The following is a 23,625-nucleotide window of genomic DNA, read 5'->3' as shown; positions in this document are numbered from 1 at the left end:
GGGCCTGCTACTTCGGCCAGCAGGAGAACAGCGTGATCAGCCGCTCGACGAGCTCCTCTCGGATCACACGCCACTCCCGGTCTCCGGCGCGCCGCGCGGCGGAGACACGGTCATACTCCGCCTGGCCAACCTCAGGCAGACACGCGTACATCTGGAGTAGGGCCGACCCGTCGTCGGAGGGCGCCGAGTCGGTGTCCGCCGCCAGCAGGGCCCTGATGTCCTCGGCGGGCATGGAGCCATCGATTCCGGAGCCGGGGATGCTCTTGCTCATCTTCGGCAGGCCCCCGAAGCCCGGGATCATCTTGGTGTAGATACCGGCCAGCCGGTCGGCGGGCAGACCCCAGCGTTCGGCCCCACGGCGCGCGAGGGCGACATACTTGTGCTCGTCGACGCCCAGGGACACCAGCACGTGCCGTCCTTCGCGCAGCAGGTGCACGAAGTCAGCGGCCATCAGCAACGTGGCCTGCTTCATGCCGTAGTTGAGGTGGTCGAAGACCCCGTGGTTGCGGTAGAGCCCGGCGAGGTCCTCCTCCGCCCAGTGGAAGTCGTCGTCGTCCAGATGGCGCGAGAGCAGGAACGCGGTGGCCATGACGTCGGTCTCGCCCTCCTGCCGGCGCAGTACACCGCGCCCCGGGTCGAAGCCGAGCCCCAGTGCGAACTCCTCGTACTGGTCGGCCAGGCGGCGCACCGCGTCCAGCGGCGTGCGTCGTGCGTTGTAGGAGTCGAGGTCGCCCAGCACGATCTGCACATCGAGTCCGCACTGCTGGAGCTTGACCGCGCGCAGCAGCTGGAAGAGGGTGCCGGCGTGCGGCGGGCCCCCGAGCCCGACGCCGGTGGTGACGATCGCCGGCCGACCCCCCGCGACGGCGTCCGCGAACTCCCGCGCCCCGGTGTGGCACACCCACTTCGTGAGCAGATCGCCGGGGCTCATCCCCGCAAGGGCGAAGTCGATGGTGCCGAGCCCCAAGTGCTCGTACTGATGCTGGTCGATGACGCTCTCGTAGTACGCGGTGTCGAACTTCATGCGATCCCCTCCAACTGAGGCTGCTCTCGTAGGGCGAAGGCCCGGCGGACCAGCGGCTCGAAGCCGTCGGCCAGCAGGTTCCCGAGCACGGCGTTGCGGGGCGCGGCCACGCTGCCGAGGTCCGCGGTGACCGTTCCGTTGGCGAGAACCCAGACGCGGAACGGGTACGGGTCCTCGGGCGCCCGTGTGGGTTGGGCGAAGATCTCCACCGGGGCGACGGTGCCGCGCACCCCGTCCACGGCTCGGACGAAGTCAGTCCGCTCGAAGCCGTAGAGCTCCGCCTTGCCCGCGCTGGCACGGCCGATGGGCCGGTACTGGGAGATCAGCCAGTACTCGACCTCCGTGCGATCAGCGATGCCGGCGACGAACTCCGCGAGCCGCGGCAGCTCCCGCACGGACGCGGCCGTGGTGAACGAGTTGAAGGCGAGTCGGCGCCGGTCGGCGACGAGGAACTCGACGTTGGACCGGAACCGTTCGAAATAGCCCTGCCCGCGGAACCAGTCGGCCGAGTCCGCCTTCGGACCGTCGACGGCCAGGGAGTAGAGGGTCACGTGGTCGCGCAGTCCCGCGTAACGGTCTCCCAGAAGCAGCCCGTTGGTATGGAGATTGGTCTCGAAGCCGACTTCTCTAGAGTGCTGGAGGGCGACCTCCAAGTGGTTGTCGTACGGCATCACGGGGTCGCCGCCGGTGAACACGACCCGGTGGGCCTCGGACTCGGCGCGGACTTGGTCGATGACCCTGCGGACGGTGTCCGGGTCCGTCTTGACCCGGTTGCGCTCCCGGTAGCAGAACCGGCATACCCCCGGTGAGTCGCTGGTCGGTGCCAGGTCCCAGGCGTTGCAGTCGGTGTTGAGAACCAGGTGGACGATCGCGAGTTCGTCGTGCGTCAGCATGGTGCCTTCTCCTTGCTGTCAGGGCTGACCAGGAGGGCTGTCGGGGAGACGGGCCGCAGAAGCGAGCGGAGTTTGTCCGGGGCGCCACCCGTGAGACGTACGAACTGCTGCAGCGTGTCCAGGCCCGCGCCGACGTCGATGATCGTGAGGGCTGTGTCGATACCGGACTGGATGGTGGGCGCGGCCTCGGACATCAGCATGAGCAGGGCCGCGTTGAGGGCGACCGCGTTCCTCGCCTGGCTGGTGTCCTGCCCTGCCAGTACGCGTATCGCCGCGGCGACGTTCTCCTGCGGGTCCTCGTGCTGGGCGACGGACATCAGGTCCTGCGGCATCGAGGCCGCGCCCTTGCGCACCTCGTCGTTGAAGGTCAGGTCCTCGTGGCCGGCGTTGATTCGGCAAGCCCGAACGGTGCTTTCGGGGATCAGTTCGTCGACCTGGACCGCCTTGCCAAGGCTGGAGTTGATGACTGTCACGTCTGGCAGGCCGAGTCTCGAGAGCAGCCGGGCGGAAGCGCCGACCGCGGGGTGCGAGAGGCCGTACACGTAGGCGGGACAGGTGACCGGGCTGAGGAGGGCGGGGAACGCCAGGCTGAGGGCGTGCACGGCCTGGAATCTGCCTCCGTAGCGGCGATCGAACTCGGGTACGCGGTTCTCGATGGAGAAGAACCCGAAGCCGACCTCTGCCGTGATGTCGACCATCTCTTGGTGCGGCACCGTGTCGCTCGTCGCCCCCACGAGGTCGATGAAGTCACGAGACCCGGTCTTCGACGACGCACTGCGCGATCCGAGTTTCGCGATGTGTGCTCCCCCGGTGGCCGCCACCAGCGCGGCGGCGGTACTGAGGTTGATCGTCTTGAAGGTCTTCTTCCCGCTGCCCGTGTAGCCGACGAACCGCATGCCCTCCGGCGGCTGGTGGAAGTCCCAAGTGTTTCGGTCCAGGGCCGTCGCGGCTCGGACCGCGGCCTCGACCTCCTCCAGCCTCGGTCCCCGCAGAAGCAGTCCTGTCAGGACGCTTCCCAGCATCACGTCGCGCGTGTGGCCTTCCGGTAAAGCGAGAATGCGCGTGATTCCGTCGTGCACGTCCCGGGGTGGGATGTCGGCGGGTGAGTTGATCTTGTGGGCCAGCAATGGCGTTGTGACCGCCATGGCGTGGGCTCCTTTCCATCAGGTGTCGGAAGTTAGTAGGACCTTGAAGGGGCGATGGCGGGCTTCGTTGTTCAGGGCCGCAAGTCCCTGTGGCAGTTCGCTGAGGGGGAATCGGTCTCGGGTCATCAGGGCGGCCCAGTCGCCGCCCTTGGCGATGACGTCGATGGCGTCTCGGAAGTCGTCGTGGCCGTCTGCACGGCAGTACGAGAAGGAGCCGCGCAGGGTGATCGAGCGACGGAAGACGTCCCGCAGGGGGACCGAGAGAACGACGCGGGGCGCGTAGGCGTTCTGGACGAGAACCGTTCCGCCGTCACGCACTGCCTTCAGCGCCTGGCGTATAGGGGAGTCGCTCTGGCCGGACGCGGCGTCCACGACGACGTCGCACGCCGGCAGCTCGGCAGAGTGGAGAGTGATGTGCTGGTCGAGGACGTAGCGCAGTTGATGCGACCGGGAGGGTTCCCTGACCAGCATGTGGACGTCCCACCCCGCCCGTGCCGCGCAGATGGCCGTGCACACCGCCAGGACGCCGCCCCCGATGACGCCGAGCCGCCCCAGAGGCACCCGTAGCCCACAGCGGACTCCGTGCAGAGCCACCGCCATCGGATCGGCGAGGACTCCGTGCGCGGGATCGTGCAGATGGGGAAGCGGGATGATGCTGTCGTGGGGCACTCTCACGCAGTCGGCGAGACCTCCGGGAAGATCCCACCCGATGCGCCGGAGTCGTGGGCAGAGGTGAACATGGCCGCGGTCGCAGTAGTGGCACGAGCGGCAGGAGACCAACGGATCGATTGCGACCCAGCTCCCCGTCTCCGTATCGATGCCGACGATCTCGTGCCCGGGGTACCACGGTTCGGGCAACTGCCCTTGCCACGGGTGATTGAGCTTTGCGACGTCGCTTCCGCACAACCCCGTGTAGCGCGTCTCGACGAGCGTCGTGTCGCGTGCCGGGAACATGGCGACCGGAGCGGGGGGTCGGCAGATGGCGCCGTTCTCAACTGCCCACGCGTACGGGCCGGTCATCGCTGCCCCCAGCCGTCCAGCAAGGTGGGGAGAGCTTCCACGTCGGGTATCGCCCTGCCGGACCAAGCGGTCTCGCCGAACGCGAGGCCGCTCGGCCCACCCCGACGCTCCACGCGCACCGCACCCATCCCGGCCCGCTCCGCGCCGGCCAGCTCGTCGCCGCCGCCATCGCCGCAGTAGAGGGTCTGACGCGGGGCGACCCCGAGTTCTCGCAGGGCCGCGCGGAAAAGCAGGCGGTCGGGCTTCACCGCACCCGCCCGGCAGCTGAACACGACAGCGTCGAAGTGTGGCGCGAGATCGCTGCCGCTCCACACCTCGGCGATGTCCGGGGACGCGTCGCTGAGGACGGCCAGCCTGGCGCCACCGCGTCGAAGCTGCTCCAACGCCCGCAGGAGAGCCGCATCGGCCTGGAGACGGACGTGGGCGAGCCGGGCCAGGAGCATTTCCAGCTCATCCGCACAGGCCGCAGAGGCGTTGCAGCAGGCGACGAGGTGAGCCGCAACCTCGCTAGTGGACGCCAGCTGCCCGTCGTGCCTCGCCTGCCAACTGTCGGACAGCACCGACTCGGCGACCGCCGGGGCTACACGCAGGATGGCGGCGAACTGGGCGGCGGCAGCCCTCCGTTCGACCGTACTCGGGGCTGCGACGAGCGTGCCGAAGAGATCGAGTATCACTGCGGCCGGGCGGGGAGCCGGAGCAGCAGAACTCCGCTGGAGTGAAGTGCCAAGCAGTACGTCGCCCACTGGGTGTGAGGCGATCGCGGACGGACTCGTCGACAAGGGGGTGCACGTCGGCCGATGGCGCATGGTGACGCCCCTCCGATCTCGTACGGATACTGGAGACCGAGGCGGGTAAGCGATCGCCGCGTCGGTGTGACCATGACAGCGGCTCGGAGGTGTGCGGAGTATCACGAGCTGTTGCCGAAGCTGCTCATCAGCAGCTCATGGCCGGTTGGTCTGACTTTTCAACATCCGCTTACACACGGGTTCATGACAGGCAGACTTAGGCTCCGGATCATGACCAGGGATGGGCAGGCGGTAGGCGCGGTGGGTAAGAGTCGCCCGGGGTGGCGCCCGGACAAGTTGAGACAACAACGCGAAGCCCACGGCCTGACGCTCGAAGGCGCGGGCGAGCAGCTGCGCGAGGTGGCCCGGGCTGCGGGGCTCACGGTGCCGGCTGCCAACTTCCAGACGCTGTGGCAGCACGAGCAGGGTGAGGTCTATCCCGGACCGCACTACCGTCGCGCGTACTGCCTGCTGTACCGCGCGACCGAGCCTGAGCTCGGCTTCCGTAACGCTCTGCCCGACGAGGCCACGAAGCTCAGGTTCACCGCGTCGAGCGAACCGCAGAACGGCGCCCACGTTCTGGCCGTGGAACGGGCGTTGCACCAGCTGGCACCGAGCGCGGAGGACGCCGACGGCCTGGGCGTCCAGCAACGGATCCTCGACGCCTGGAAGCGGCGTCACACCGGCGGTGATCCGAACCGGCCGACGCTGATGATGGTCGGCGGCTATGCGGGCAGCGGGAAGTCGGAGTTCGCCCGCTTCGTATCGCAGCTCACCGGATGGCCCGTCCTCGACAAGGACCCGATCACGCGCCCGCTCGTCGAGCGGCTCCTTGTTGAAATGGGCAGCGAGCCCAACGACCGGCACACCGATCTCTACCGGGAGAAGGTCCGCCCGCTGGAGTACCAGTGCCTGCTGGAGACCGCGTACGCGAACGTCGACTGCGCGATCAGCACCGTACTCTCCGCGCCCTTCATCGCCGAGACCACCGATCACCGATGGATGCGACGCCTGATCAACCGCTGTGAAGCGCGTGGCGTCACCGTCGCTGTCGTCTGGATTCAGTGCGACCTCGACACGATGCACGAGTACATCAGCTTCCGGTCCGCCGCCCGGGACAGCTGGAAACTCCAGAACTGGGATACGTACGCCAGCGGAATCGATCTCGAACTGCGGCCCGTAGTACCGCACTTGGTTGTCGACAACCGGCTCGGCTCCGCGATATCGCTCACGGACCAGGTGCGCCAAGTCTTCGGGACGGTGTTCCAGTGAGGCAGGGAATCCTGCTGTACGGGCCGCCAGCGGCAGGCAAAGACACGATCGCGGCGGCACTCACCGAACTCGAAGCGCGGTACGTGCCGTTCACCCGGCTGAAGATCGGAACTGGGAAGACCAAGGGCTACCGGATGGGCACACCGGAGCAGCTGGCCGCCCTAGAAGCACGTGGCGACGTCATCTACCGCAACGACCGGTACGGCAACATCTACATCGTCGACCGGCCCGGCCTCGACCAGGCCATGGAGGGCGGCCGGGCCCCCGTCGTCCACCTCGGCCAGATGGTGGGGATGGAGCAGGTGACCGCCCTCTTCCCGGCGCGCTGGGTGCGCGTTCTGCTGTGGTGCTCCAAGGAGACCACCGCCCGACGATCACCCCAGCGGGGCGACACAGACACGGCCGCTCGCCTGGCCGCGTGGGATGCCACTCAGGCCGATCTCGCTGCTCATCCACGGGCTCAGTGGGAGCTGCGTGTGGACACGGATACGACAGCACCCCGTGAGGCCGCACAGAGGATCGACGACATCGTCCGCACCATGTCACCTCGCTCCTGACAGCCCAGCGGGTTACACCCTGCTCAACTCGGGTTGTCCAGGTCCCCCTCGGCTCGCAAGGCTTCCAGCGCCTCGGCGATATCCAGGCACTCGTCTCTGTTGCTGTCCCACCGGGCGAGCGTCACCGCAGCGGCGCGCATGAGGGAGTCTGGCAGCCCGGCGTCGGCGAGCAGAGCCGCCGCGTCCTCAAGCTCTGGGCCCCAACGCCATGCACGGGCAGCGGTCTTGGGAATGTAGTCGGTCTCCACGAGGTAGCTGCGGGTGCGCTTGGCCGCGATCTCCAGTAGCTCGTCCGCGACACCGTACGAGTCCGCCGCCCCGTACGCGACGGCGGCCAGCACGCGGGAGACCTTCTGGTAGCTGGAGTACGCGAGCTTGAGTGCGGAGGCTTTCCCAATGCTGTCGCCCAGGACGTGGGTCCGCACGTTGGTGCCGGCGAAGAGTTCGGCGATCCGGTCGGCTTTCTCGCCAGGGCCGGACAGATACAGCGTCGGGGACTTGCCGCCCACCGGAGGCGATCCGACCACGGCGGCATCGATGATCGGCATCGGGGCCAAGCGATCGGCGATTCGCTGCACGCGCGACGGTGAGACGGCGTTTGCTTCAACATAAATCGTGCCCACGCCGGCCATGCCGAGCTCGGCTACCTGGGCGGCGGTCTCCTCCGCTGCGGCGGGAGGGCACAGGGAGAGCAGCACGTCGGAGCGGGAGACGAGCTCGGGCAGTGCCTCGGCTTCGAGGTCCGCATGCTCGGCCCGGCGGCGGGTCGTGTCGCTGCGTCCGTCGGGGCACCACAGCACGAGGTGGCCACGAGCGCGCAGCTGGGAGCCGAAGGCGGATCCCATGCTGCCAGGGTGCAACAACCCGACGGTTTCGGTCATGTCGTGGTCCTCGTGTGGTCGGCGGAGTGCAGAAGTAGCAGGTCGATGGCGGCGCGTGCATGCGGCGCCGTGTGGTCGGGCTCGGGATTGCCCAGCGGCCAGGAGCGGTCGTTGCTGATCCAGATGGTGCTCAGCCCAGCGGAGCGTCCGCCGCCGACGTCGTTGACCGGGTTGTCACCGACCATCCAGCCGCCGTCGCCCAGCTTGGTGCCGCAGCGGGTTGCGGCCAGGGCGAAGTGACGGGTCTGCGGCTTGCGCGCGTCGGCCTCCTCGGAGACGAAGACGCCGTCCACGCGCTCGGAGATACCGGTGGCCCGCAGCTTGGAGCGCTGGATGTCCACCGCACCGTTGGTCGCCACCCCCACTCGCCAGCCGGCCACACGCAGCTCGGCCAAGCCGTCGAGGACCTCTGACGGGCACGACCCCAAGGCTGCTATGTCGGCGCAGTATGCGCGCCACAACTCGTCAGCCGACGTGGGCAGCCGATATCGGATGCGGATCGCGTCAAAGGTGGACGGATAGGCCCGTTCGGCCACCATGCCCAGAACGTAAGCCCGCTCCTCGTCCCCCAGTCCATGCCGGGCGGTGAACTCGGCGGCCCATCTGTCGAGCGTTCCCCGCCGGTCCACAAGCGTGTCGTCGAGGTCGAAGAGAACGAGGAGGCGCCGCACATCCCGCACCCTAGTGCGCGGGGTGCTTCGGTGATCCCCCTGGCGTTCAGGCAGTCCCTAGCCTGGCTGTGTGATCTGCGGTGGTCGGGCCAGCGATCCTGGGTTCCGAGTCATGGCTGCTCGTGTACCTCCTTGGACGGCCACAGTCATTGCACAGAGCTACCGGCAAACAAACCTGGCCCAAGCATCGGTCGATACCTTGACACAGGGACCGTCCGGCGTTTTGGAATCCCGCACCAGCACACCTGCCGACACAAAGGCTGCCTCCACACACTCGGTCGTGTTACCGCCGCTGTATGACGACTTGAACCAGATGGGATCGGAGACAGACTGAGGGTCGGTGGACATTCATAGCTCCTTGCGGGCGCGGTGGATCACGGCGGAGGAGGCCTCCATGTCCAACGCTTGTGCTTGGAGGTACTCGAACGCAAGTCTGTATCGCTCAAGTTCCTCGTCCTTCTCCAGGAAGAGGGAGCCCGTGTGGAAGTCGACGTAGACCACATCGAGAGCCGACTCGGTGCCGCCGATGATGACGAAGCTTCCCAGCGCGGCGGCATGGGCTCCCTTGGTGAAGGGCAGCACCTGAAGCGTGATGTGAGGGGACTCGTTCGCTTCGAGTAGTCGGTCGAGCTGCTCCTGCATGATCTGAGGTGACCCGACGACGCGGCGGATCACGGACTCGTCGAGGATGGCCCACAGGCGCAGGGGCACCGGGCGAGCGAGGATCTCCTGCCGCTTCATGCGGATGTCGACCAGGCGCTCGATCTCCGTGGGGGCCAGGGGGACTTCGTTGGCTCTCTGGAGGGCGACGCTGTAAGCACGCGTTTGCAGCAGGCCCGGGACGTAGACGCACGAGAAATGACTCTCACGCACGGCTTCGTCCTCGAGCGTCAGCAGCAGGTTCATGCTCTCCGGGATGGAGTCGGCGAAAGAGCTCCACCATCCCTGCTGCTTGGCGTCCTTAGCGATGTTCACAACGGCCCTGCGCTCGGCCTCAGTTGCCCCGTACTCCCGGCACAACGCATCGACGACCAGCCACTTGACCGGCCCGGCCTGCGTCTCGTACCGGCTGACTGTTGCCTTGGACACCCCGACGAGCCGGCCGGCCTCCTCCAGAGTCAGCCCCTTGCGTGCGCGCAACTTACGCATCGTCGCGCCCAGTTGACGGCGGCGGGTTGTGGTCCGTTCGGACATGCGACTCCTTCGCCAGAGCCGGGCAGCGGGCCCGGAGATGCTCATCAGGCTAGGCAGTCGGGAGGTTGCCTCACCATCAGATTCACTCGATGGATTCTCGTGAGAAGTTACACAGCAAGACTTCTCCATGCCATGCTCCTTCTTAGATCGCTACGCAGTGCAGTCGTACGGATACGACAGGCGCAGCATGTGCGTGGCCTGGGAGGGAGGAGTGGCCATGGCTGGCTACGAAATCACCGAACCCCGACTCCGCTGTGTCCTGCCATTCGAGGCGGTGCCGGCGGAAGTGGGCCTTCTCCGGAGAGCAGCTGCCAGGCAGCTGAGCCAGTGGGGCATGCCCGTCGCGGTCGATGAAGCGGAGCTGCTTGTCACCGAACTGGCGACCAACGTGGTCAAGCATGTAGGGGAGGGCGTCTCGGCGACCTTGATCCTTGAATGGAGAGGTGAGCGGCTGCGTGTAGAAATGCACGATAAGGGCCGTGCGATCCCGGACCCCAAGTCGGTGAGGTGGGATGACGAACGCGGCCGAGGCCTGCACCTCCTTGCGACGCTCGCTGTGGACTGGGGGACGGTTGTGAGTGCGGTGGGCAAGGCGGTCTGGTGCGAGATCCCGCTCAGCGTAGGGAAGTCCTGCGCACGTATTGAACGAGCGGTTGAAACGCTGGAGTCCTATCAGGGCGGCTATGCCGGCCGTCAGGGGGGACGGCCGGCGGCAAGCCTCGAAGAGTCCGCGATTGAGCTGATCGCGGACCTGCTCCACTGGACAGCCGTCCGCGGTCATGACCCGGACGACATCCTCGACCGGGCACAGATGCACTACGAGGCTGAAGTGGACGCGGCCTGACGGTCAGGCGCGTAACCGTCACGGCGGTGACCGTTGCACTGGTGCCTGGTGTGGCCTATGCGTGCCGGCCGCTACCTCAACGCAGCTCGCAGTATGGCGCCGGCATCGTCTACCGCTCCCTCTGCATGCAGTTCCAGTGCGACCTGCATGACGTCCCGATCTCCTTGATCTCGGCCATAGACGTGGATCAGGTCGTCGGCCAGGTGGTCTCGCTCCTGTTGCCTCAGTTCCACCATGACCAGCGCAGTCTCCGACGGATTCAGCAACTCTGTCGTGCCGTGCCGAAGAAGGATGAGTGCCGAGTCCTCCTTCCCTGCGCCGTCCAGTTCGCCTGCTTGCGCCGCGAGCTGTCGTGCCACAGCCCTTTCTTTCGCGCTCCGCTGCCGGTCCCCCTTCCGAAGGGGGACCGGCAGCGGAGCTTTGGAAGCAATGGCCATCGCCAGACGTGCCCGCAGGCCGGCTTCGGTGGCCTCCCTTTCCTGCACCGCTATCCGCATGGCCGCGACTTCGCCCCTCATGGCCTGTAGCTCGACGGCGTTCCTGTCCTGCTCCCGCTGGTACACCGCGCATGAAGGGCAGGGTGTGTTGACCTGCCGGGTAAGCGAATCGATTCGTCTGCCCAACTCTGCGCAGCGCTGACAGCGGCCCCGTGTCTCGGCATCGGCAAGGGTGCGCAGGACCCGCAAGGCTTCAAGGGTGATGCCGACGTCCCCGCCGCTGGTAGCGGCATCCATGCAGGCTGCCTTGTGGAGATCCTCAATGAAGGCCTGAGTGGGAACCCTGGGGTCCTGAGGGTTCACGTACCGCGACAGGGAACTTCCTTCCCTGTGTAGCCGTTTAGCTGCTTCCGCCTGACTGATCAGGGTATTTCCTGATTCGGCCGAATCCTCCGGTTTGAGCAGACGGAACAAGTGCTGAAGGGCTAGCGCGAGTTCCAGCTTCCGCGGGCGTCGACCGTCGCCCGCCACTTCCTTCTCCAGCCACTTGCCCGCGCGCGACTGGCCTCCCTCGGGTGCCACGTGAGTCTTCCTCCTGCTCCCTGAGCTGCCCGGATGCCCTGGGAGCCAACTCCTCAAGGCTGGTCTGTCGTTCGGCAATTGTGCCCGATGGGCCCTGCTGCGACACCCGCCTTTCCTTAGCATTCTGGTGAGCAGACTTGCTATTTACCGAGCAAGTCCGAGGGCGCTCACTTGCTTTACCCGAGCAAGCGGGAAAGGGCTGGACTTTCATCTGGGGCATGGTGTGAGCTGCTGGTTAGCCGCTGAGGAGCGGGGGAATGCGGAGTTCTGGCGAGCACTGCCTGTAGCGGCGCTCGCACACTCCGAAACTGACGGCGTGTCTGGACGGCACATGTTCGGGGAGGCTTTAGTGGAAGAAATTCCGTCTTATCGGGACAAGAAGTTCGGAACCATGGTGCGGGCCGCGCTGTGGTTGCTCGCCGAGGTCGGGGAGGGGGAGGTCTTCACCAAGGCGGAGCTTCGTGAGGCTTTCCCGGACGTCGCGCAGATCGACCGCAGGCTCCGCGACTTGCGGGATCACGGCTGGAGGATCGACACGAGCCGCGACGACCCCTCCCTGCTCCAGCAGGAACAGCGGTTCGTGACCAGGGGGGCCGATGTCTGGATCCCGGGCAAGTCGAAGGCACCGAAGCACAAGAGCAGCCTGACCGCCGCCCAGCGCGCCAAGGTTCTGCACGACGACAACTACCTCTGCCGGTCGTGCGGCGTCGGAGCCGGCGAGGCGTACGAGGACGGCGGTGGGATTGACCTTGCCAAGCTCAACGTTTCCCGGCGGAAGGTGCTGCACTCCGATGAGGGTGATGCGGTGGAATACCAGCTCGTCACCGAGTGCAAGAGGTGCGGAACCGGGGGAGGTCCTGACCGGGAGGTGGACCTCGGCGCGCTGCTGGAACTCGTAGAGGCTCTTTCCCCCCTGGAGCAGCGCCTCTTCGCCAAGTGGATCGACGCCGACCAGCGCACGTTCAGCCCGATCGAGAAGGTCTGGGGCATCTACCGGACCCTGCCGCAGGAGTCGCGTTCCGAGGTGGCCCAGGCCATCGACGACATGGCCGGCTGACGGGCAACCGGCAACGCAAGACGGACAGGACCGGCAACAGAAAACGAGGGGAAGAGTCATGCTGCGGGAATTCCCGCCGCCGCCGCGCGCGGACGAGTTCAGCGAACTGATCAAGCAGAGGCTGGAGGAGGTGAGGGCCGCTGGAGGTACCCGGGAGACGGCCACTGTGGAATGGAACGGGCAGCAGATCCACGTCGACGTCATCGACCTCCCGCTGAGCGGTCTGTACCTCAACCCCGGCACCCACCGGATCCGTGCCCAGCGCAGTCACCATCCGGACCAGGACCGGAATCTGGACAAGGACCCCTTCGGGGAGGTCGGCCAGGTGTACCTGGCCGGGTTGCTCAAGGCCCGACCGTCGAACCCGGACCTGCGGGACCCCGACTTCGACAAGCTGAAGGAGGACCTGAGCCAGTTCGGGCAGAACGACCCTGGCCTGGTCACCCACCACGGCGTGCTGGTGAACGGCAACACGCGTGCCGTCGCGCTGCGGGAACTCGGCAAGCAGTCGATGCGGGTGGGCGTGCTCCCCCCGTCGTTCACCCAGGCCGACATCGACGCGGTGGAGTTGGCGCTCCAGCTGCGTCAGGACCAGCGTCGCGACTACTCGTACATCAACCGTCTCCTTGCCATGGAGGAACAGGCGACGCTGGGCCGGACGCCTGAGCAGATCGCCAAGGAGTTCCGCATCCGGACGGCGACGTATCACCAGGAGCGGTGGATCCTCAGCGTGATCAAGGAGCTCAACGACCGCAGTGCGAGTGGTGGGGGCGTGGCGCTGCGGCTGGTCGACTGGGAGGGGGCGCAGGAGCGGCTCAAGGAACTCCAGCGCCTTTACGTGAAGCTGGAGAGCCTCGACCGGGATCAGGCCGAAATCCTGAAGGAATGGCGTCTGGCAGCGATCTTGCTGGACTTCTCGAAGACGGACGTGCGCCATATCGACGAGGTGTTCCTGGACGAGGGCTACCTGGGGAAGGTACTGCCGGTGGACTTGGCGGACAGTGGGGGGGCTGCGCAGGCCGAGTCCGTCTCCATTCCCGGTCTTGGCCTGGACGTGCCGGCCGCCTCGACGGCAGTGTCGGCGGCACGTGCTCTGAACGACCGCATCCTCCGGGCGGCGGCCACCGTCCGCAACACGAGCGCGGGACTTGCTGACAGCCAGAAGGCTGAAGCCCAGACGGTGCTTGACGGGGCGAAGGACGCTTTCGACAAGGCGATCGACAGTCACGGTCGTGATGCCCGGGTCCGCAAGCGCAAGCAGCTTGCGCCGGCCCGGCTCGCGGACGCGTGCGCCAACATCGACCAGTGCGTCGTCGAGCTGGTGCAGGCCCGCACCTCGAACAGCTTGGACGAAGAGGCCTTCGACGAGGCCGTGCTCAAGCTCCAGGGCAGTATGCGCAAGCTCGCCCAGCAGGCCGGACGCGGGATGCCGAACCCCGGTGACGGCGTCTCCTGGCTCCTCGCCGCGGTCACCGCGGAGGGTTCCCGGTGACGGAAACGTCCCTGCACCTTGGGTTCGACGACACGCGCACCCGTGTGGTCCTGCGGACCACCGATCAGTACCGCCAGGACCTTGTTCAGCTGGCCGCCCGGTTTCGTACCGGCGGCCAGCTGGGCCCCCTGTCCGCCTCGGTGGCCCTGGACGAACTTCTCGCGGATCTGACAGTCCTCAGCGGCTGGCCTCACCCCACAAGCGTCGAGTGGACCCCGGAACTCCGGAATCTTGTGTCCGGCGTGGTCCGGGACTCCCGGTTGGTCGAGGAACGACTGTCCGGCTCCGGGGCCACTTCGGAAGTCGTCGCTGACGAGGTATTGAGTCTGCTTGGGAGCACCTGGGGGGCTGATCTCAACGCGTTCCAACGGCGGGATATCGCCAAGCTGCTCTCCCTGGGGCATGGGGCGAACTTCAGCGTGCCCGGAGCGGGCAAGACCCGGGTGGCGCTTGCCGTGTACGCCGCGCAGCGGGCCCAGGGGGGTGCCAGCAGACTGCTGGTCGTCTGCCCCAAGTCGGCTTACGAGTCCTGGCGTTACGAGACGGCTGTCTGTTTCAGTTACCCGCTGCGCACGCACGTACTGGATGGCTCCCTGGACCAATGGGCAGAGGTCCTCATCGTCAACTACGAGAGGCTGGACCGCTCGCTGCCGCTGCTTGCGAACTGGCTGAAGGCCGCCCCTTCGATGATCATCCTCGACGAGGCGCACCGGATGAAGCTTGGTGCGCGTGGCACGTACGGGGCTGCGTGCATGGCATTGGGGCCGCTCGCGGAGCGCCGGCTGATCCTGACCGGGACGCCGGCCCCGAACGGTTCCAAAGACCTGGAGAACCTGTTGGGCTTCGTATGGCCGGGCCATGGACAGCGCACGGTGACCCGGGCGGTGGCGGGCGGCGACCTCGCCTACGCGAGTACGGTCCTGCGGCCGCTGTTCACTCGTACGACCAAGCAGGAACTCGGCCTGCCACCGATGACCCTGCGGATGCGTTACGTCGATATGCCGGATCTGCACGCTGAGATCTACAGCTCGCTGGTGGGCGGCATGTCCACGGGGACAGCTCGTGAGGACCTCAGTGCCCTGGGCAAGACCGCGCTGCGCCTCCTCATGGCGGCGACCAGTCCCGCCCTGCTTCTGGAAGGCGCCACCAAATACGAGCCGTTGGCCTACCAGCTGCCCCCGCTGGACATTCCGGCCGGCAGCTCGCTGTACTCGCTGATGCAGAACCTTCCTGACTACGAGCTGTCACCGAAGTACAAGGAAGCGCTGGCGATCGTCGCCGAGAACGCTGCTCAGGGCCGTAAGACGCTGGTCTGGACGACATTCGTACGCAGTCTGACGACTTTGGCGCAGATGCTGGACAAGTACAGTCCGGCCGTTGTGTACGGGGGTACGCCTGACCGGGATGAGCAGCTGCGCCGATTCCGTGAAGACCCCAGCTGCATGGTGCTGATCTCCAACCCCGCGACCCTGGGAGAGGGGATCAGCCTCCATCACGTGTGCCACGACGCCGTTTACGTGGACCGCGACTTCATGGCTGGCCGCTACCTCCAGAGTCTTGACCGGATTCACCGGCTTGGCCTCGCCCCCGACACGGAGACGAGGGTCACTGTGATCGCGGCGCGCAAGACGATCGATGAAGTGGTCGAGGTACGTCTGGACCAGAAGCTCGAATTCATGGGCAAGATCCTTGACGACCCCACGGTCCAGCAACTGGCGGACTTGGAGGAGGAGCCTTCCGTGGCGGCCGGACTCGCGCCCGGTGACATCGAGGCGCTGCTGCGGCATATCAGACACGGATAGCCTGTCGGTTTGGACAGGCCAGGTTGGCCGGTTGCCTGGCCAATGCGTCGTCTGCGGGCTGAGGGCGCCTGACTCGCCTGGCCCCACTCCCCGGCAACAGCCGTCACAAGAAGGGTGGAGAAGGAAAGGGGAGGACACGCGTTCCTTGGCTCACCGCTGGCCCCCGCAGTGGCCAGTGGTGGCACAGTGGGAGACTTGCGGGTGTCGAGTGCTCAAGAGCCAGCACGTTTGATCATGGCCTCTGGGACACTTGGCATCAGTTTTGAGTCACTCCTGGAAGGAGCGCTATGAGCGCCAGCGGTCGAGAGCGTCCGCAGTTCGCCCGGCCACTGACCTCGCTGGAGATCTGTGCCGGTGCGGGCGGACAAGCCGTTGGTCTGCACAATGCGGGGTTTGACCACTTGGCTCTCGTCGAGTGGGACCCGCATGCGGTGGCTACCCTCCGGGCGAACGTGGACGGTTGGCCGGGGTGGAGCCAGGGGCAAATCGATGCTCTTGAGCCCATGGATGTGAAGGAGTTTCTTACCTCCGATGTGCGCAGGAATCTCGCCATCGGCGATGAGAAACTAGACTTGCTGGCTGGAGGCGTGCCGTGTCCGCCGTTTTCGCTCGCAGGGAAGCGGCTAGGGAAAGATGACGAGCGTGATCTTTTTCCGGACGCTTTGAAAATTATTGACGATTTCAGACCGAGAGCAGTAATGATCGAAAATGTCCGGGGTATCCTGGAGCCCCCGGAGGTTTTTATCGATTATCGCAGAGATATTTTGGGCGAGCTTCGCGGTCTTGGTTATGTTGTTCCAGAAATCAAGAAGAGCTGGTCAGCTGAAGACCAGGACCGTGCGATGCGGAAAGTCTGGCGTCGGATTGACGCGAGCAATTTTGGTGTTCCTCAGCTCCGCCCGCGAGCTATCTTGGTTGTGATCCATGAAGATGAATTGAATTCCTCCGGTGCTGACTTTGTCTGGCCGTCCAGGATCAAAGGCCAACAGGCGACTGTGGTTGGGGAACTTGCTGTCAGCATGGAGGCCCGCTGCCGGAAGTACTGGACGAAGAATAAGTACGGAGAGCGGGCCAAGCCGGGCGAGCGTACGGGGAAGCAAGTCTTCCAGGACTGGGAGCGTGCGGCTTCTAAGGCGGCTGAACTGGGCAGGGGAGTCGCTCCGACCTTGGTCGGAGGGTCGAAGAAGCATGGTGGAGCGGACCTCGGGCCGACTAGGGCTAAGCGGGCATGGGGGGCCCTGGGGGTTGACGGGATGGGTGTTGCCAATGAGCCGGACAACTGTGACCCAGAGCGTGACCTTTTCCGGCCCGCTGGCCCGATGCTGACGGTCGAGCAGGCCGCGCTCATTCAAGGATTCCCTGCGGACTGGAAATTCCAGGGACGGAAGACTGCTCAGTACCGTCAGGTTGGAAATGCCTTTCCGCCTCCGGTTGCTGAAGCGATAGGGCGTGCTATCGCCGCCGTACTCCGACCGGAGTGCGGCGGAAAGCTCCTTGACGGGTATGCGGTGGACTCCGATGTTTCCGATTCCGGCCTGCCGAAGTCGGAACAGATGGCCCTTCCGGTATCAGTCAGGTCGGGGCTCAACGCGGCGCCGTCTTCGGCTAACCACCGTGGTGATCTTGTCCGCGCAGGCGTCTGACGGCTCGTGCTCCCAGAAGCGGAGCACGAGCCACCCCGCTTTTTCCAGTTGTTGGTCGGTGTCACGGTCTCGCGTAACATTGCGGAGGACCTTGTCTGACCAATAGCCGGAATTTGTTTTCGGTGGAACGTAATGTTCCGGGCAGCCGTGCCAGTAGCAGCCGTCGATGAATACAGCCACCTTTGCCGGACGGAATACCAGATCCGCTGTCCGCCGAAGGCCCGGGAGAGGGCGGGCCGCGACGCGGTACCGCAGTCCTTGGGCATGCACGAGCTGCCGGATCAGCTTCTCGGGCTTCGTGTCACGGCTGCGGATCGCCTGCATGTTGCGGCGGCGGGCTGCCGAGGAAGCCCAGGAACCTTCTGGAGCGACCCACGGGAGATCTTCGGACACACCGCTGAGCGTAGTACCGGCGGGGAGCCGTCGGCACCCAGATCAGCAGTCCTGAGCCTCAGAGGTTCTCCGGCACCAGAATCATCAGCGACCTGTCCGCCTCCGCCTGCTCGATCCGCGAGTTGTACTCGTTGAGCAGCTCGCGAAGTCGCTCCCGTACGCCGCTCTTCGAGAAGCCCGCGACCTCCTCGATGTTGGTGCCCACGAAGTCCTCGATGGACTGGATGGCGACGCGTTCGGCCAGGCCGTAGTTCTCGGCGAGTTGGACGGCGGCGGCGACGCGGCCCTCGGGGACGAGGACGCGGGGGCGGTAGCCGTGGTTCAGGTTGTCGACGCAGCGGTCGAGGAAGACCTTCTCGCCGGGGGACATCGTCACGTGGATGGCGGTGTCGCCGATCTGGTAGTCGCCGGCGCGGCCGGTCTGGACGTCGGCGGTGGTGTAGCTCTCGACGTTGACGTCCTCCTCGGGGAAGCGGATCTTCAGCTTGGCGCCGACCAGGTGCTGGGCTATCGCGCCCGCCGTGTTGCCCCCGCGCAGGCGGCCGGCCTCGATGAGGGCGGCCACCGTGGTGCGGACGGGGTTGTCGGGGTTGATCTCCGCCTCGATGCGCTTGCGGCCGAAGAAGTCCTCTTGGACTCGTTCGACGAACCATGCCTGCAGCAGCGTGGCCAGCGCGGCGCGTTCGCTCGCCGTGAAGTCACTCAGCGCCGCCTTGTCTCCCTCGGCGTTGAGGAGGCGGGCCAGGGCGTTGGCGTGGTCGAGGGTGGCGCGGGAGGTGCGGCCGCCCTCGCTCGTGAACTTGCGCTCCTCGCCGTGCTGGGCGAGCAGCTTCTGGGCCTGCTTGCCGCTGGCGGTCTTCACTTGCGAGCGGGTCGTGTAGTGCTCGGATTTGAGGGGGAAGTGCTCGGCCAGGAACTCCGTCATGTACAGGCCTGCGCACATGACGTTGGAGTTCACGTTGCCCTTGGCATCGCGCTGCTTCTCGTACCAGGTCGCGAGCGCGTCCATGAACGCCTGCGCCGCCTCCTCCACCGGTGTGCTGACAGCGTTCGGCGACGGCGACGTGACCATGGGTGCCTCCTGGCATACGGGAGTGGCAGACGGGAGTGTTGGGGCGGTAGCGGTGGGGTGGTGACGGGCGGCGGGTGGGCGCAGGGGGCGCTGCGTGCGAGCGCCGCCGTCGCTGAGCCCCTCTACTGAGAGGACGCGGCTCGCTGTGCCGGGACCGGCCCCCCTGAAAGGGCGCCCGTCATCAGCGGCTGGAGATAGTGCTCCGCGAGCCAGGCCACCGCGTCGACGCACACCGCGTCGCCGAAGCCCATGATCGCCTGGTTGCGCTTCTCGGGCAGGGTGTACTTCGGGGCGCCCATGAGCTTGGAGTACTCCCGGGCGGTCATCCAGCGCACGCGCATCTCCTCGCCCTTCTGCATGCGCACGACAGCCTGCTTGGAGGAGCCGCCGCGGGCGGTGCGCAGGCAGCCGGCCACGTCGTCGTCGCGGATCTCCCAGGCGGGGATGCCGTTGCGGGTGCGACGGTACGCGGTTCGGTAGGACGGTTCGGGTTCGCGGCTGAGCTGCTCGACGCGGGCCTTGTTGAGGTCGGAGAGCTGGCCCTTGAAGTGAGTGACCCGCTTTTCGTCCCACCACTGGACGTACTCGTCGTTGTCCGGGTCGACGAGGTCGGTCCAGCCGGTGGTGCGCAGGGCAGGGGGCTCGTCGAGCAGGGTGCGGTGGGTCTTCAGATCCTTGTCGTCGAGAACGCGGTCGAGCCAGGAGGGGCGCAGGGCGGTGTCACGGCGATCGTCGGCGGGGGGCTTGGTCAGTTCCTCTTGCACGGCGACGACGAAGAGCCGGGGCCTGGACTGTGCGACGAAGCGACGGGCGTCCAGGGTGACCACGTCGGCCCAGTAGCCGAGGCCGTTCAACCGCTCGATCGCGGCCTTCATGTCGGCGCCGTTGTGGCTGGTGGCGAAGCCGTTCACGTTCTCCAGCGCGATCACGGAGGGCAGGTCGCCGCCATCGCGCTCGCCCATGGCCTTGATGACGTCGGTGAAGTCCCAGAACGTGCTGGAGTGCTTTCCGGCGAGGCCCGAGCGTCCTCCGGCCAGGGAGAGGTCCGTGCAGGGGAAGGACGCCCAGGCGAGGTCGACTCGGCCTGGGGCCAGCTCGGAGCGGATGTCGCCCGCGATCTCACGGATGTCCCGCAGGACGTAGTGATCCTCGGCGTCGGCGAAGTGGCCTTTGTACATGTCGTGCTTCTGGGCGTCCAAGTCGTTCGCCCACGTGACCTTGAAGCCTCCCGCACGCTCCAGTCCCAGCCGGGCGAGGCCGATTCCGGCGAAGAACTCGGCGACCTCGAAGGGCGCGGACGCGGCGGTCGAGGCGGTGGAGTCAAGATCAGACGGAAGCACTGTGGTCACCCGGCGATGGTACGGGAGGGCACCGACAATCACGGTGTGCATGGCGAGCACTGACCGTTTTCGGGAGTCTCCTGGGACGAAGGCCTCAAGCCCGGACTACGGTGTGGTCATGGATGGGGAAGAGCCCGAGGCCGTTGAGAAGGGCACGATGGCCGCGAGGGGATCCTGGGCCTCCTCCGACGCCGTGCGGGCCAGCATGCGCGCCAACAAGAGCCGCGACACCAAGCCGGAGCTGGCCCTGCGGCGGGCGGTGCACGCGCGCGGGCTGCGTTATCGCGTCGCCGCCCGCCCGATCAAGGAACTGCGCCGCACTGCGGATCTGGTGTTCACCAAGGCCCGTGTCGCGGTCTTCCTCGACGGGTGTTTCTGGCACGGCTGCCCGGAGCACCACACCGTCGCTGTGCGCAACGGCGGTTACTGGGCGTCGAAGGTCGAGCGCAACCGGACGCGCGACGTGGACACGGACCGGCGACTCGCGGAGGCGGGCTGGACGGTCGTCCGAGTATGGGAGCACGAGGACCCGGTTCAGGCGGCGACCCGGGTCGAGAAGAGCGTGGCGGAGGCACGGCGAACGCAGCAGCGCCGGACCGCGACGCCCCCGGAAAGACCTCAAAGCCCGGAAACCGACTGACTGGCCTCTGACGGCCTCGGCACACTGCGATGCGTACTTCATGATCAGACGTATGCAGGGGTGAAGCGCTCTCAGCCACCCCCTGCCGTCCCGCCCGCCCTCCACAACTGTTCGGATTCGCCGCTGTCACACGTGGTCACCATGACCTGCTTCGCGCCGCCGAAGGCGGGGGTGGCGATCTCCAGGCAATGGCCTGTCGTCGTGTTCTTCAGGGTCTTGCCTGTTGAGGCAGTCGCCCCGAACTGCCATTGCACGTAGCCGGTTCCTCCGGGGCTGTCGCAGGCTTCGATCTGGGCTGCGTAGTCGTTGTTGAACGGCGCCGACAGGCATTTTCCGCTTGCGTGGTTGACCAGTTCGAAGGTGCTGCCGCCGGTGGAGCGCAACGTCCATGTGTAGACGTCGCTGGAACCGCACGCGCCGAAGCCGGGGTAGACGTCCCCCTCGTTGCCGAACACGCACTGGTCGTTGGAGGCGTTCCGGAGGGTCGACGCGGACGTCGGAGAGAGGGTGCTTGTCGTCCCGGACTTCGCGGACGAGGGGGTCCCCGCGTCACGGGTGCCCCCCGCACCGGTCTGTGCCGGCTGGGCCACCGCCTCCGCGGGGCCGGTCGCGTGTGCGGCCGGGATCGACGGGGAGCTGCCGGCGGACGGGGATCCGGACGGCGGTCGCGACGGGGAGAGGGGGAGCGAGGGGGGTGGGGACGTCCGATCCGGAGCTGTCTGAGGGGGTGAGTCCCGTGCGCCCGGCAGGAGGGTGATGGCTGTGATCGTTCCGGCCGTCACCACTATGGGGACGATCAGCAGCCGCACGCGGCGGGCACGTCGTTCCCGGATGTCGATGCGGTCGACGTGGCTGATCGCTATGCCTCCGTGGGAGGCGACAGCAGAGGTGTGGGTGGGAGTGGGGGTGGCGGTGTGCGGGGCCCGGGCTTCACTGCTGGTGCTGGGCGTGCCGAGGCCCAGAAGACGCAGCAGGCGTCCCCAGCGCGCGCTGTCGGTGCCTCGCTGTGGACCTGACAAGCCGGGGGCGGTCAGTCCTGGGCCGGCCCCGGCTGCGGAGGGTCCATGTGCATGCCGCCGTTCACCGTGACCGCGGCCATCGACCCACGGGTGGCCCTGACCGTCACGTCGCCGCCGACGACCGCCACACCACCGGCGCCGGCCGAGGCGCCGGAGTGGGAACCGTGTTGCTGGACGTGCTCGACCAGCGACCGCAGCTCCTCGGCGGCCTCGTCCCTCTCCGCTTCCGGGAGGTCCTGGAGGAGGTCCCGGAAACGCGTCGTCCAGGACCCGGACTCCTCGGCGCGCAGCTGTTCCAGCACTCCCTGCGCGTCCTCGGCGGCTGTCTGGGTCAGGTCGGCGGCGGTCCGGTCGAGGCGCTGCAGCACCGTTTCCTCCCGTTGGCCGTCTCGGCCCAGGAGCCGGGCCACCGTTGTCCTGGTCTCGGCCCAGGCATCGGTTCCCGCCGCCGTCACCACTGCCGTTCCACCCGAAGCGGCGAGCGTGACCAACACTTCCGACAACATTCAGAGCCCCCATGACCAGTTGAGTGACGGATCTTCGGCCAGGCCATTGAACCGTCAACGCCCCTCGCCTGGCGACGGATCGACGAATCCGGCGAATCCGGGTGAGGAGACGACTCCTCCCGCGCCGCCTGGCCGAGCCGCCTGGCCGAGCCGCCTAGGCCCCGTGGCAGCTCTCATAAGCCGACCCCGACCCGCACCAACACCCAGCCCCCCGCTCCGGAGGCCAAGCCGCCGCCCGCCCCCGCGCCGCCAGCGTCGTCGCGTACTGCGGCAGCAGGTCCGTGTCGGCCGGGGACGCGCCCTCCGAGGCTGCGAAGGCTTCGTAGGACGGCACTGTGCCGGTGACGATGCCGAGGTTGGCCGTGCCCGAGGCGGCCAGTTCGGTCAGGGACGCCTCTATGCCGGTCAGGTGCTCCTCGTGGGACGGGTACTCCTCCGCCAGCGTCGGGTACGCGGCCACCAGCTCCGCCAGTTCGCCCGTCGGCCAGTGCAGGACCGCCACCGGGAACGGGCGGGACAGTTCCTCGCGGTATGCGCCCAGCTCGGCGCGGAGGCGGGAGATCTCCGCCTCCAGTTCCGCCGGGTTGTCCGAGCCCAGGGACCAGACGCGCTTGGGGTCGTGGAGCTCGTCCAGCGAGACGGGGGAGGAGTGGAGGGTGTCCGCGAGGACGTCCCAGTCGTCGTGGGCGGCGCCCAGCATGCGGCGGACGCGGTGGCGGCCGAAGAGGAGGGGGTGGGCGGCGTGCGGGGGCTCCGCCCCGTTCGTGAGGAGTGCCGTCGTCCCCTCGGTGAACGTCTCCTGCGCCGCTTCCAGCTCGTCGTGGGATTCGAGGGACTCCGCGACGATCACCCAGGGGGCCGGGTCGCGGGGCGCCGCGGCGCGGATGCCGTCGATGATCGCTCGGGCCTCCGCCTCGTGGCCGTACTCCCACAGGTTCGAGGCCTTCAGGGCTCGGACCAGGTGGACGTTGTCCAGCCCGTCGGGGGCGGACAGCAGACGGTCGTAGAGGGTCGTCGCGGCGGGGCGGTCGCCGGCCAGTTCCAGGTGGGCCGCGGCCTGCAGCAGCAGGGCTTCCGCGTCCTCGGGATACAGGCCGGCGGTCCGCTCCAGGCGTGCCGCTTCGGTGGTGTGGTCGACGTTCTCGGCAGGCGTGTCGGGGCGCATGGGGGACACGGTAGCGCCGCCGGGTGACAAAGGAGAGATATCTGCAGGCCAGGGGAGCCGGGGCAGGCATCGGGCCTGCCTCAGCTCTCCCAGCGGAACTAGTGCCGCGGCAGGCAACGTTCGCCCCGTCGCGACGCCCGGCACGCACTCTCGCCGCACCGGCCGAAAGCCCAAGTACGTCCAGTACGAGG

Annotated in this window: 24 protein-coding genes; 8 read left to right on the top strand and 16 right to left on the bottom strand. The window is 67.1% G+C overall.

Annotated features, from left to right (window positions below):
- Window positions 1-7: 7 nt before the first annotated feature.
- The 5 genes from AB0J04_RS30530 to AB0J04_RS30510 form a co-directional block, all read right to left on the bottom strand.
- Window positions 8-1,024, bottom strand: a complete 1,017-nt coding sequence (locus AB0J04_RS30530) for a hypothetical protein (RefSeq protein ID WP_363171805.1) — start codon at window positions 1,022-1,024, stop codon at window positions 8-10.
- A complete protein-coding gene (locus tag AB0J04_RS30525; protein WP_363171804.1) occupies window positions 1,021-1,917 on the bottom strand; it encodes a radical SAM protein in 897 nt (298 codons plus the stop codon). Before AB0J04_RS30525 ends, AB0J04_RS30530 begins: the two co-directional genes overlap by 4 nt.
- The gene (locus AB0J04_RS30520; RefSeq protein WP_363171803.1) at window positions 1,911-3,062 is read right to left on the bottom strand and encodes a hypothetical protein; all 1,152 of its coding nucleotides are present in this window, start codon (window positions 3,060-3,062) and stop codon (window positions 1,911-1,913) included. Before AB0J04_RS30520 ends, AB0J04_RS30525 begins: the two co-directional genes overlap by 7 nt.
- Before the next feature lie 18 nt (window positions 3,063-3,080).
- A complete protein-coding gene (locus AB0J04_RS30515; protein WP_363171819.1) occupies window positions 3,081-4,016 on the bottom strand; it encodes an alcohol dehydrogenase catalytic domain-containing protein in 936 nt (311 codons plus the stop codon).
- Between the two features lie 62 nt (window positions 4,017-4,078).
- Entirely contained in the window at window positions 4,079-4,756 is a 678-nt protein-coding gene (locus tag AB0J04_RS30510) for an HAD family hydrolase (RefSeq protein ID WP_363171802.1), read from the bottom strand.
- 342 nt (window positions 4,757-5,098) lie between these two features.
- Between AB0J04_RS30510 and AB0J04_RS30505 the strand changes: the two genes are divergently transcribed.
- Window positions 5,099-6,139, top strand: coding sequence for an AAA family ATPase (locus AB0J04_RS30505; RefSeq protein WP_363171818.1), 1,041 nt, complete (start codon window positions 5,099-5,101; stop codon window positions 6,137-6,139).
- Window positions 6,136-6,696 carry a guanylate kinase gene (locus tag AB0J04_RS30500; RefSeq protein ID WP_363171801.1) on the top strand — a complete coding sequence of 187 codons (561 nt, stop codon included), beginning with the start codon at window positions 6,136-6,138 and terminating at the stop codon, window positions 6,694-6,696. Before AB0J04_RS30505 ends, AB0J04_RS30500 begins: the two co-directional genes overlap by 4 nt.
- Before the next feature lie 23 nt (window positions 6,697-6,719).
- On the opposite strand, the gene AB0J04_RS30495 is transcribed toward AB0J04_RS30500, so the two are convergent.
- From AB0J04_RS30495 to AB0J04_RS30480, 4 genes are all read right to left on the bottom strand, one after another.
- Window positions 6,720-7,577 (bottom strand): DUF1932 domain-containing protein, encoded by an 858-nt coding sequence (locus AB0J04_RS30495; protein WP_363171800.1) that lies wholly within the window; start codon window positions 7,575-7,577, stop codon window positions 6,720-6,722.
- Complete coding sequence (locus AB0J04_RS30490) at window positions 7,574-8,248, bottom strand: HAD-IA family hydrolase (protein ID WP_363171798.1); 675 nt, start codon at window positions 8,246-8,248, stop codon at window positions 7,574-7,576. Before AB0J04_RS30490 ends, AB0J04_RS30495 begins: the two co-directional genes overlap by 4 nt.
- Window positions 8,249-8,407: 159 nt before the next feature.
- On the bottom strand, window positions 8,408-8,596 hold the full coding sequence (locus AB0J04_RS30485) for a DUF397 domain-containing protein (RefSeq protein WP_363171796.1): 189 nt from the start codon (window positions 8,594-8,596) through the stop codon (window positions 8,408-8,410).
- Complete coding sequence (locus AB0J04_RS30480) at window positions 8,597-9,442, bottom strand: helix-turn-helix transcriptional regulator (protein WP_363171795.1); 846 nt, start codon at window positions 9,440-9,442, stop codon at window positions 8,597-8,599.
- A 217-nt stretch (window positions 9,443-9,659) separates the two neighbouring features.
- On the opposite strand from AB0J04_RS30480, the gene AB0J04_RS30475 reads away from it, so the two are divergent.
- Window positions 9,660-10,286 carry an ATP-binding protein gene (locus AB0J04_RS30475; RefSeq protein ID WP_363171794.1) on the top strand — a complete coding sequence of 209 codons (627 nt, stop codon included), beginning with the start codon at window positions 9,660-9,662 and terminating at the stop codon, window positions 10,284-10,286.
- A gap of 71 nt (window positions 10,287-10,357) precedes the next feature.
- On the opposite strand, the gene AB0J04_RS30470 is transcribed toward AB0J04_RS30475, so the two are convergent.
- Window positions 10,358-11,305: a hypothetical protein gene (locus AB0J04_RS30470; RefSeq protein WP_363171793.1), complete on the bottom strand. Its 948-nt coding sequence runs from the start codon at window positions 11,303-11,305 to the stop codon at window positions 10,358-10,360.
- A gap of 331 nt (window positions 11,306-11,636) precedes the next feature.
- Here AB0J04_RS30470 and AB0J04_RS30465 point away from each other — a divergent pair, with 331 nt between their 5' ends.
- The 4 genes from AB0J04_RS30465 (at window position 11,637) to dcm (ending at window position 17,299) form a co-directional block, all read left to right on the top strand.
- On the top strand, window positions 11,637-12,362 hold the full coding sequence (locus tag AB0J04_RS30465; RefSeq protein ID WP_363171792.1) for a hypothetical protein: 726 nt from the start codon (window positions 11,637-11,639) through the stop codon (window positions 12,360-12,362).
- 58 nt (window positions 12,363-12,420) lie between these two features.
- Window positions 12,421-13,854 (top strand): hypothetical protein, encoded by a 1,434-nt coding sequence (locus AB0J04_RS30460; RefSeq protein ID WP_363171791.1) that lies wholly within the window; start codon window positions 12,421-12,423, stop codon window positions 13,852-13,854.
- On the top strand, window positions 13,851-15,656 hold the full coding sequence (locus AB0J04_RS30455; RefSeq protein WP_363171790.1) for a DEAD/DEAH box helicase: 1,806 nt from the start codon (window positions 13,851-13,853) through the stop codon (window positions 15,654-15,656). Before AB0J04_RS30460 ends, AB0J04_RS30455 begins: the two co-directional genes overlap by 4 nt.
- A gap of 287 nt (window positions 15,657-15,943) precedes the next feature.
- Complete coding sequence (gene dcm / locus AB0J04_RS30450; protein WP_363171789.1) at window positions 15,944-17,299, top strand: DNA (cytosine-5-)-methyltransferase; 1,356 nt, start codon at window positions 15,944-15,946, stop codon at window positions 17,297-17,299.
- On the opposite strand, the gene AB0J04_RS30445 is transcribed toward dcm, so the two are convergent.
- The 3 genes from AB0J04_RS30445 to AB0J04_RS30435 all read right to left on the bottom strand — a co-directional run bounded on the left by AB0J04_RS30445 (window position 17,225) and on the right by AB0J04_RS30435 (window position 20,113).
- Window positions 17,225-17,692, bottom strand: a complete 468-nt coding sequence (locus AB0J04_RS30445; protein ID WP_363171788.1) for a very short patch repair endonuclease — start codon at window positions 17,690-17,692, stop codon at window positions 17,225-17,227. The genes dcm and AB0J04_RS30445 overlap by 75 nt on opposite strands.
- A 58-nt stretch (window positions 17,693-17,750) precedes the next feature.
- Window positions 17,751-18,764 (bottom strand): DUF4928 family protein, encoded by a 1,014-nt coding sequence (locus AB0J04_RS30440; RefSeq protein ID WP_363171787.1) that lies wholly within the window; start codon window positions 18,762-18,764, stop codon window positions 17,751-17,753.
- Window positions 18,765-18,886: 122 nt separating this feature from the next.
- On the bottom strand, window positions 18,887-20,113 hold the full coding sequence (locus AB0J04_RS30435; protein WP_363171786.1) for a DNA cytosine methyltransferase: 1,227 nt from the start codon (window positions 20,111-20,113) through the stop codon (window positions 18,887-18,889).
- Window positions 20,114-20,222: 109 nt separating this feature from the next.
- On the opposite strand from AB0J04_RS30435, the gene AB0J04_RS30430 reads away from it, so the two are divergent.
- The gene (locus tag AB0J04_RS30430) at window positions 20,223-20,744 is read left to right on the top strand and encodes a very short patch repair endonuclease (RefSeq protein WP_363171785.1); all 522 of its coding nucleotides are present in this window, start codon (window positions 20,223-20,225) and stop codon (window positions 20,742-20,744) included.
- A 71-nt stretch (window positions 20,745-20,815) separates the two neighbouring features.
- Here the strand turns inward: AB0J04_RS30430 and AB0J04_RS30425 are convergent, their stop codons facing one another.
- From AB0J04_RS30425 to AB0J04_RS30415, 3 genes are all read right to left on the bottom strand, one after another.
- Window positions 20,816-21,334, bottom strand: coding sequence for a ricin-type beta-trefoil lectin domain protein (locus tag AB0J04_RS30425; RefSeq protein WP_363171817.1), 519 nt, complete (start codon window positions 21,332-21,334; stop codon window positions 20,816-20,818).
- 440 nt (window positions 21,335-21,774) lie between these two features.
- Window positions 21,775-22,131 (bottom strand): hypothetical protein, encoded by a 357-nt coding sequence (locus tag AB0J04_RS30420; protein WP_363171784.1) that lies wholly within the window; start codon window positions 22,129-22,131, stop codon window positions 21,775-21,777.
- Window positions 22,132-22,423: 292 nt separating this feature from the next.
- The gene (locus AB0J04_RS30415) at window positions 22,424-23,434 is read right to left on the bottom strand and encodes an SEC-C domain-containing protein (RefSeq protein ID WP_363171783.1); all 1,011 of its coding nucleotides are present in this window, start codon (window positions 23,432-23,434) and stop codon (window positions 22,424-22,426) included.
- Window positions 23,435-23,625: the final 191 nt, after the last annotated feature.

It is taken from the genome of Streptomyces sp. NPDC050263 (assembly GCF_040655955.1).
Classification (GTDB): domain Bacteria; phylum Actinomycetota; class Actinomycetes; order Streptomycetales; family Streptomycetaceae; genus Streptomyces.
This window is presented reverse-complemented; position numbering and strand designations above follow the sequence as displayed.

Bases quoted from the DNA above. Each gene is read 5' to 3' on its own strand.
- AB0J04_RS30430 (WP_363171785.1), top strand. From the start codon at position 20,223: ATGGATGGGGAAGAGCCCGAGGCCGTTGAGAAGGGCACGATGGCCGCG.
- AB0J04_RS30505 (WP_363171818.1), top strand. From the start codon at position 5,099: ATGACCAGGGATGGGCAGGCGGTAGGCGCGGTGGGTAAGAGTCGCCCG.
- AB0J04_RS30515 (WP_363171819.1), bottom strand. From the start codon at position 4,016: ATGTTCCCGGCACGCGACACGACGCTCGTCGAGACGCGCTACACGGGG.
- AB0J04_RS30530 (WP_363171805.1), bottom strand. From the start codon at position 1,024: ATGAAGTTCGACACCGCGTACTACGAGAGCGTCATCGACCAGCATCAG.
- AB0J04_RS30475 (WP_363171794.1), top strand. From the start codon at position 9,660: ATGGCTGGCTACGAAATCACCGAACCCCGACTCCGCTGTGTCCTGCCA.
- AB0J04_RS30525 (WP_363171804.1), bottom strand. From the start codon at position 1,917: ATGCTGACGCACGACGAACTCGCGATCGTCCACCTGGTTCTCAACACC.
- AB0J04_RS30415 (WP_363171783.1), bottom strand. From the start codon at position 23,434: ATGCGCCCCGACACGCCTGCCGAGAACGTCGACCACACCACCGAAGCG.
- dcm (WP_363171789.1), top strand. From the start codon at position 15,944: ATGAGCGCCAGCGGTCGAGAGCGTCCGCAGTTCGCCCGGCCACTGACC.
- AB0J04_RS30495 (WP_363171800.1), bottom strand. From the start codon at position 7,577: ATGACCGAAACCGTCGGGTTGTTGCACCCTGGCAGCATGGGATCCGCC.
- AB0J04_RS30485 (WP_363171796.1), bottom strand. From the start codon at position 8,596: ATGTCCACCGACCCTCAGTCTGTCTCCGATCCCATCTGGTTCAAGTCG.
- AB0J04_RS30480 (WP_363171795.1), bottom strand. From the start codon at position 9,442: ATGTCCGAACGGACCACAACCCGCCGCCGTCAACTGGGCGCGACGATG.
- AB0J04_RS30440 (WP_363171787.1), bottom strand. From the start codon at position 18,764: ATGGTCACGTCGCCGTCGCCGAACGCTGTCAGCACACCGGTGGAGGAG.
- AB0J04_RS30460 (WP_363171791.1), top strand. From the start codon at position 12,421: ATGCTGCGGGAATTCCCGCCGCCGCCGCGCGCGGACGAGTTCAGCGAA.
- AB0J04_RS30520 (WP_363171803.1), bottom strand. From the start codon at position 3,062: ATGGCGGTCACAACGCCATTGCTGGCCCACAAGATCAACTCACCCGCC.
- AB0J04_RS30465 (WP_363171792.1), top strand. From the start codon at position 11,637: ATGTTCGGGGAGGCTTTAGTGGAAGAAATTCCGTCTTATCGGGACAAG.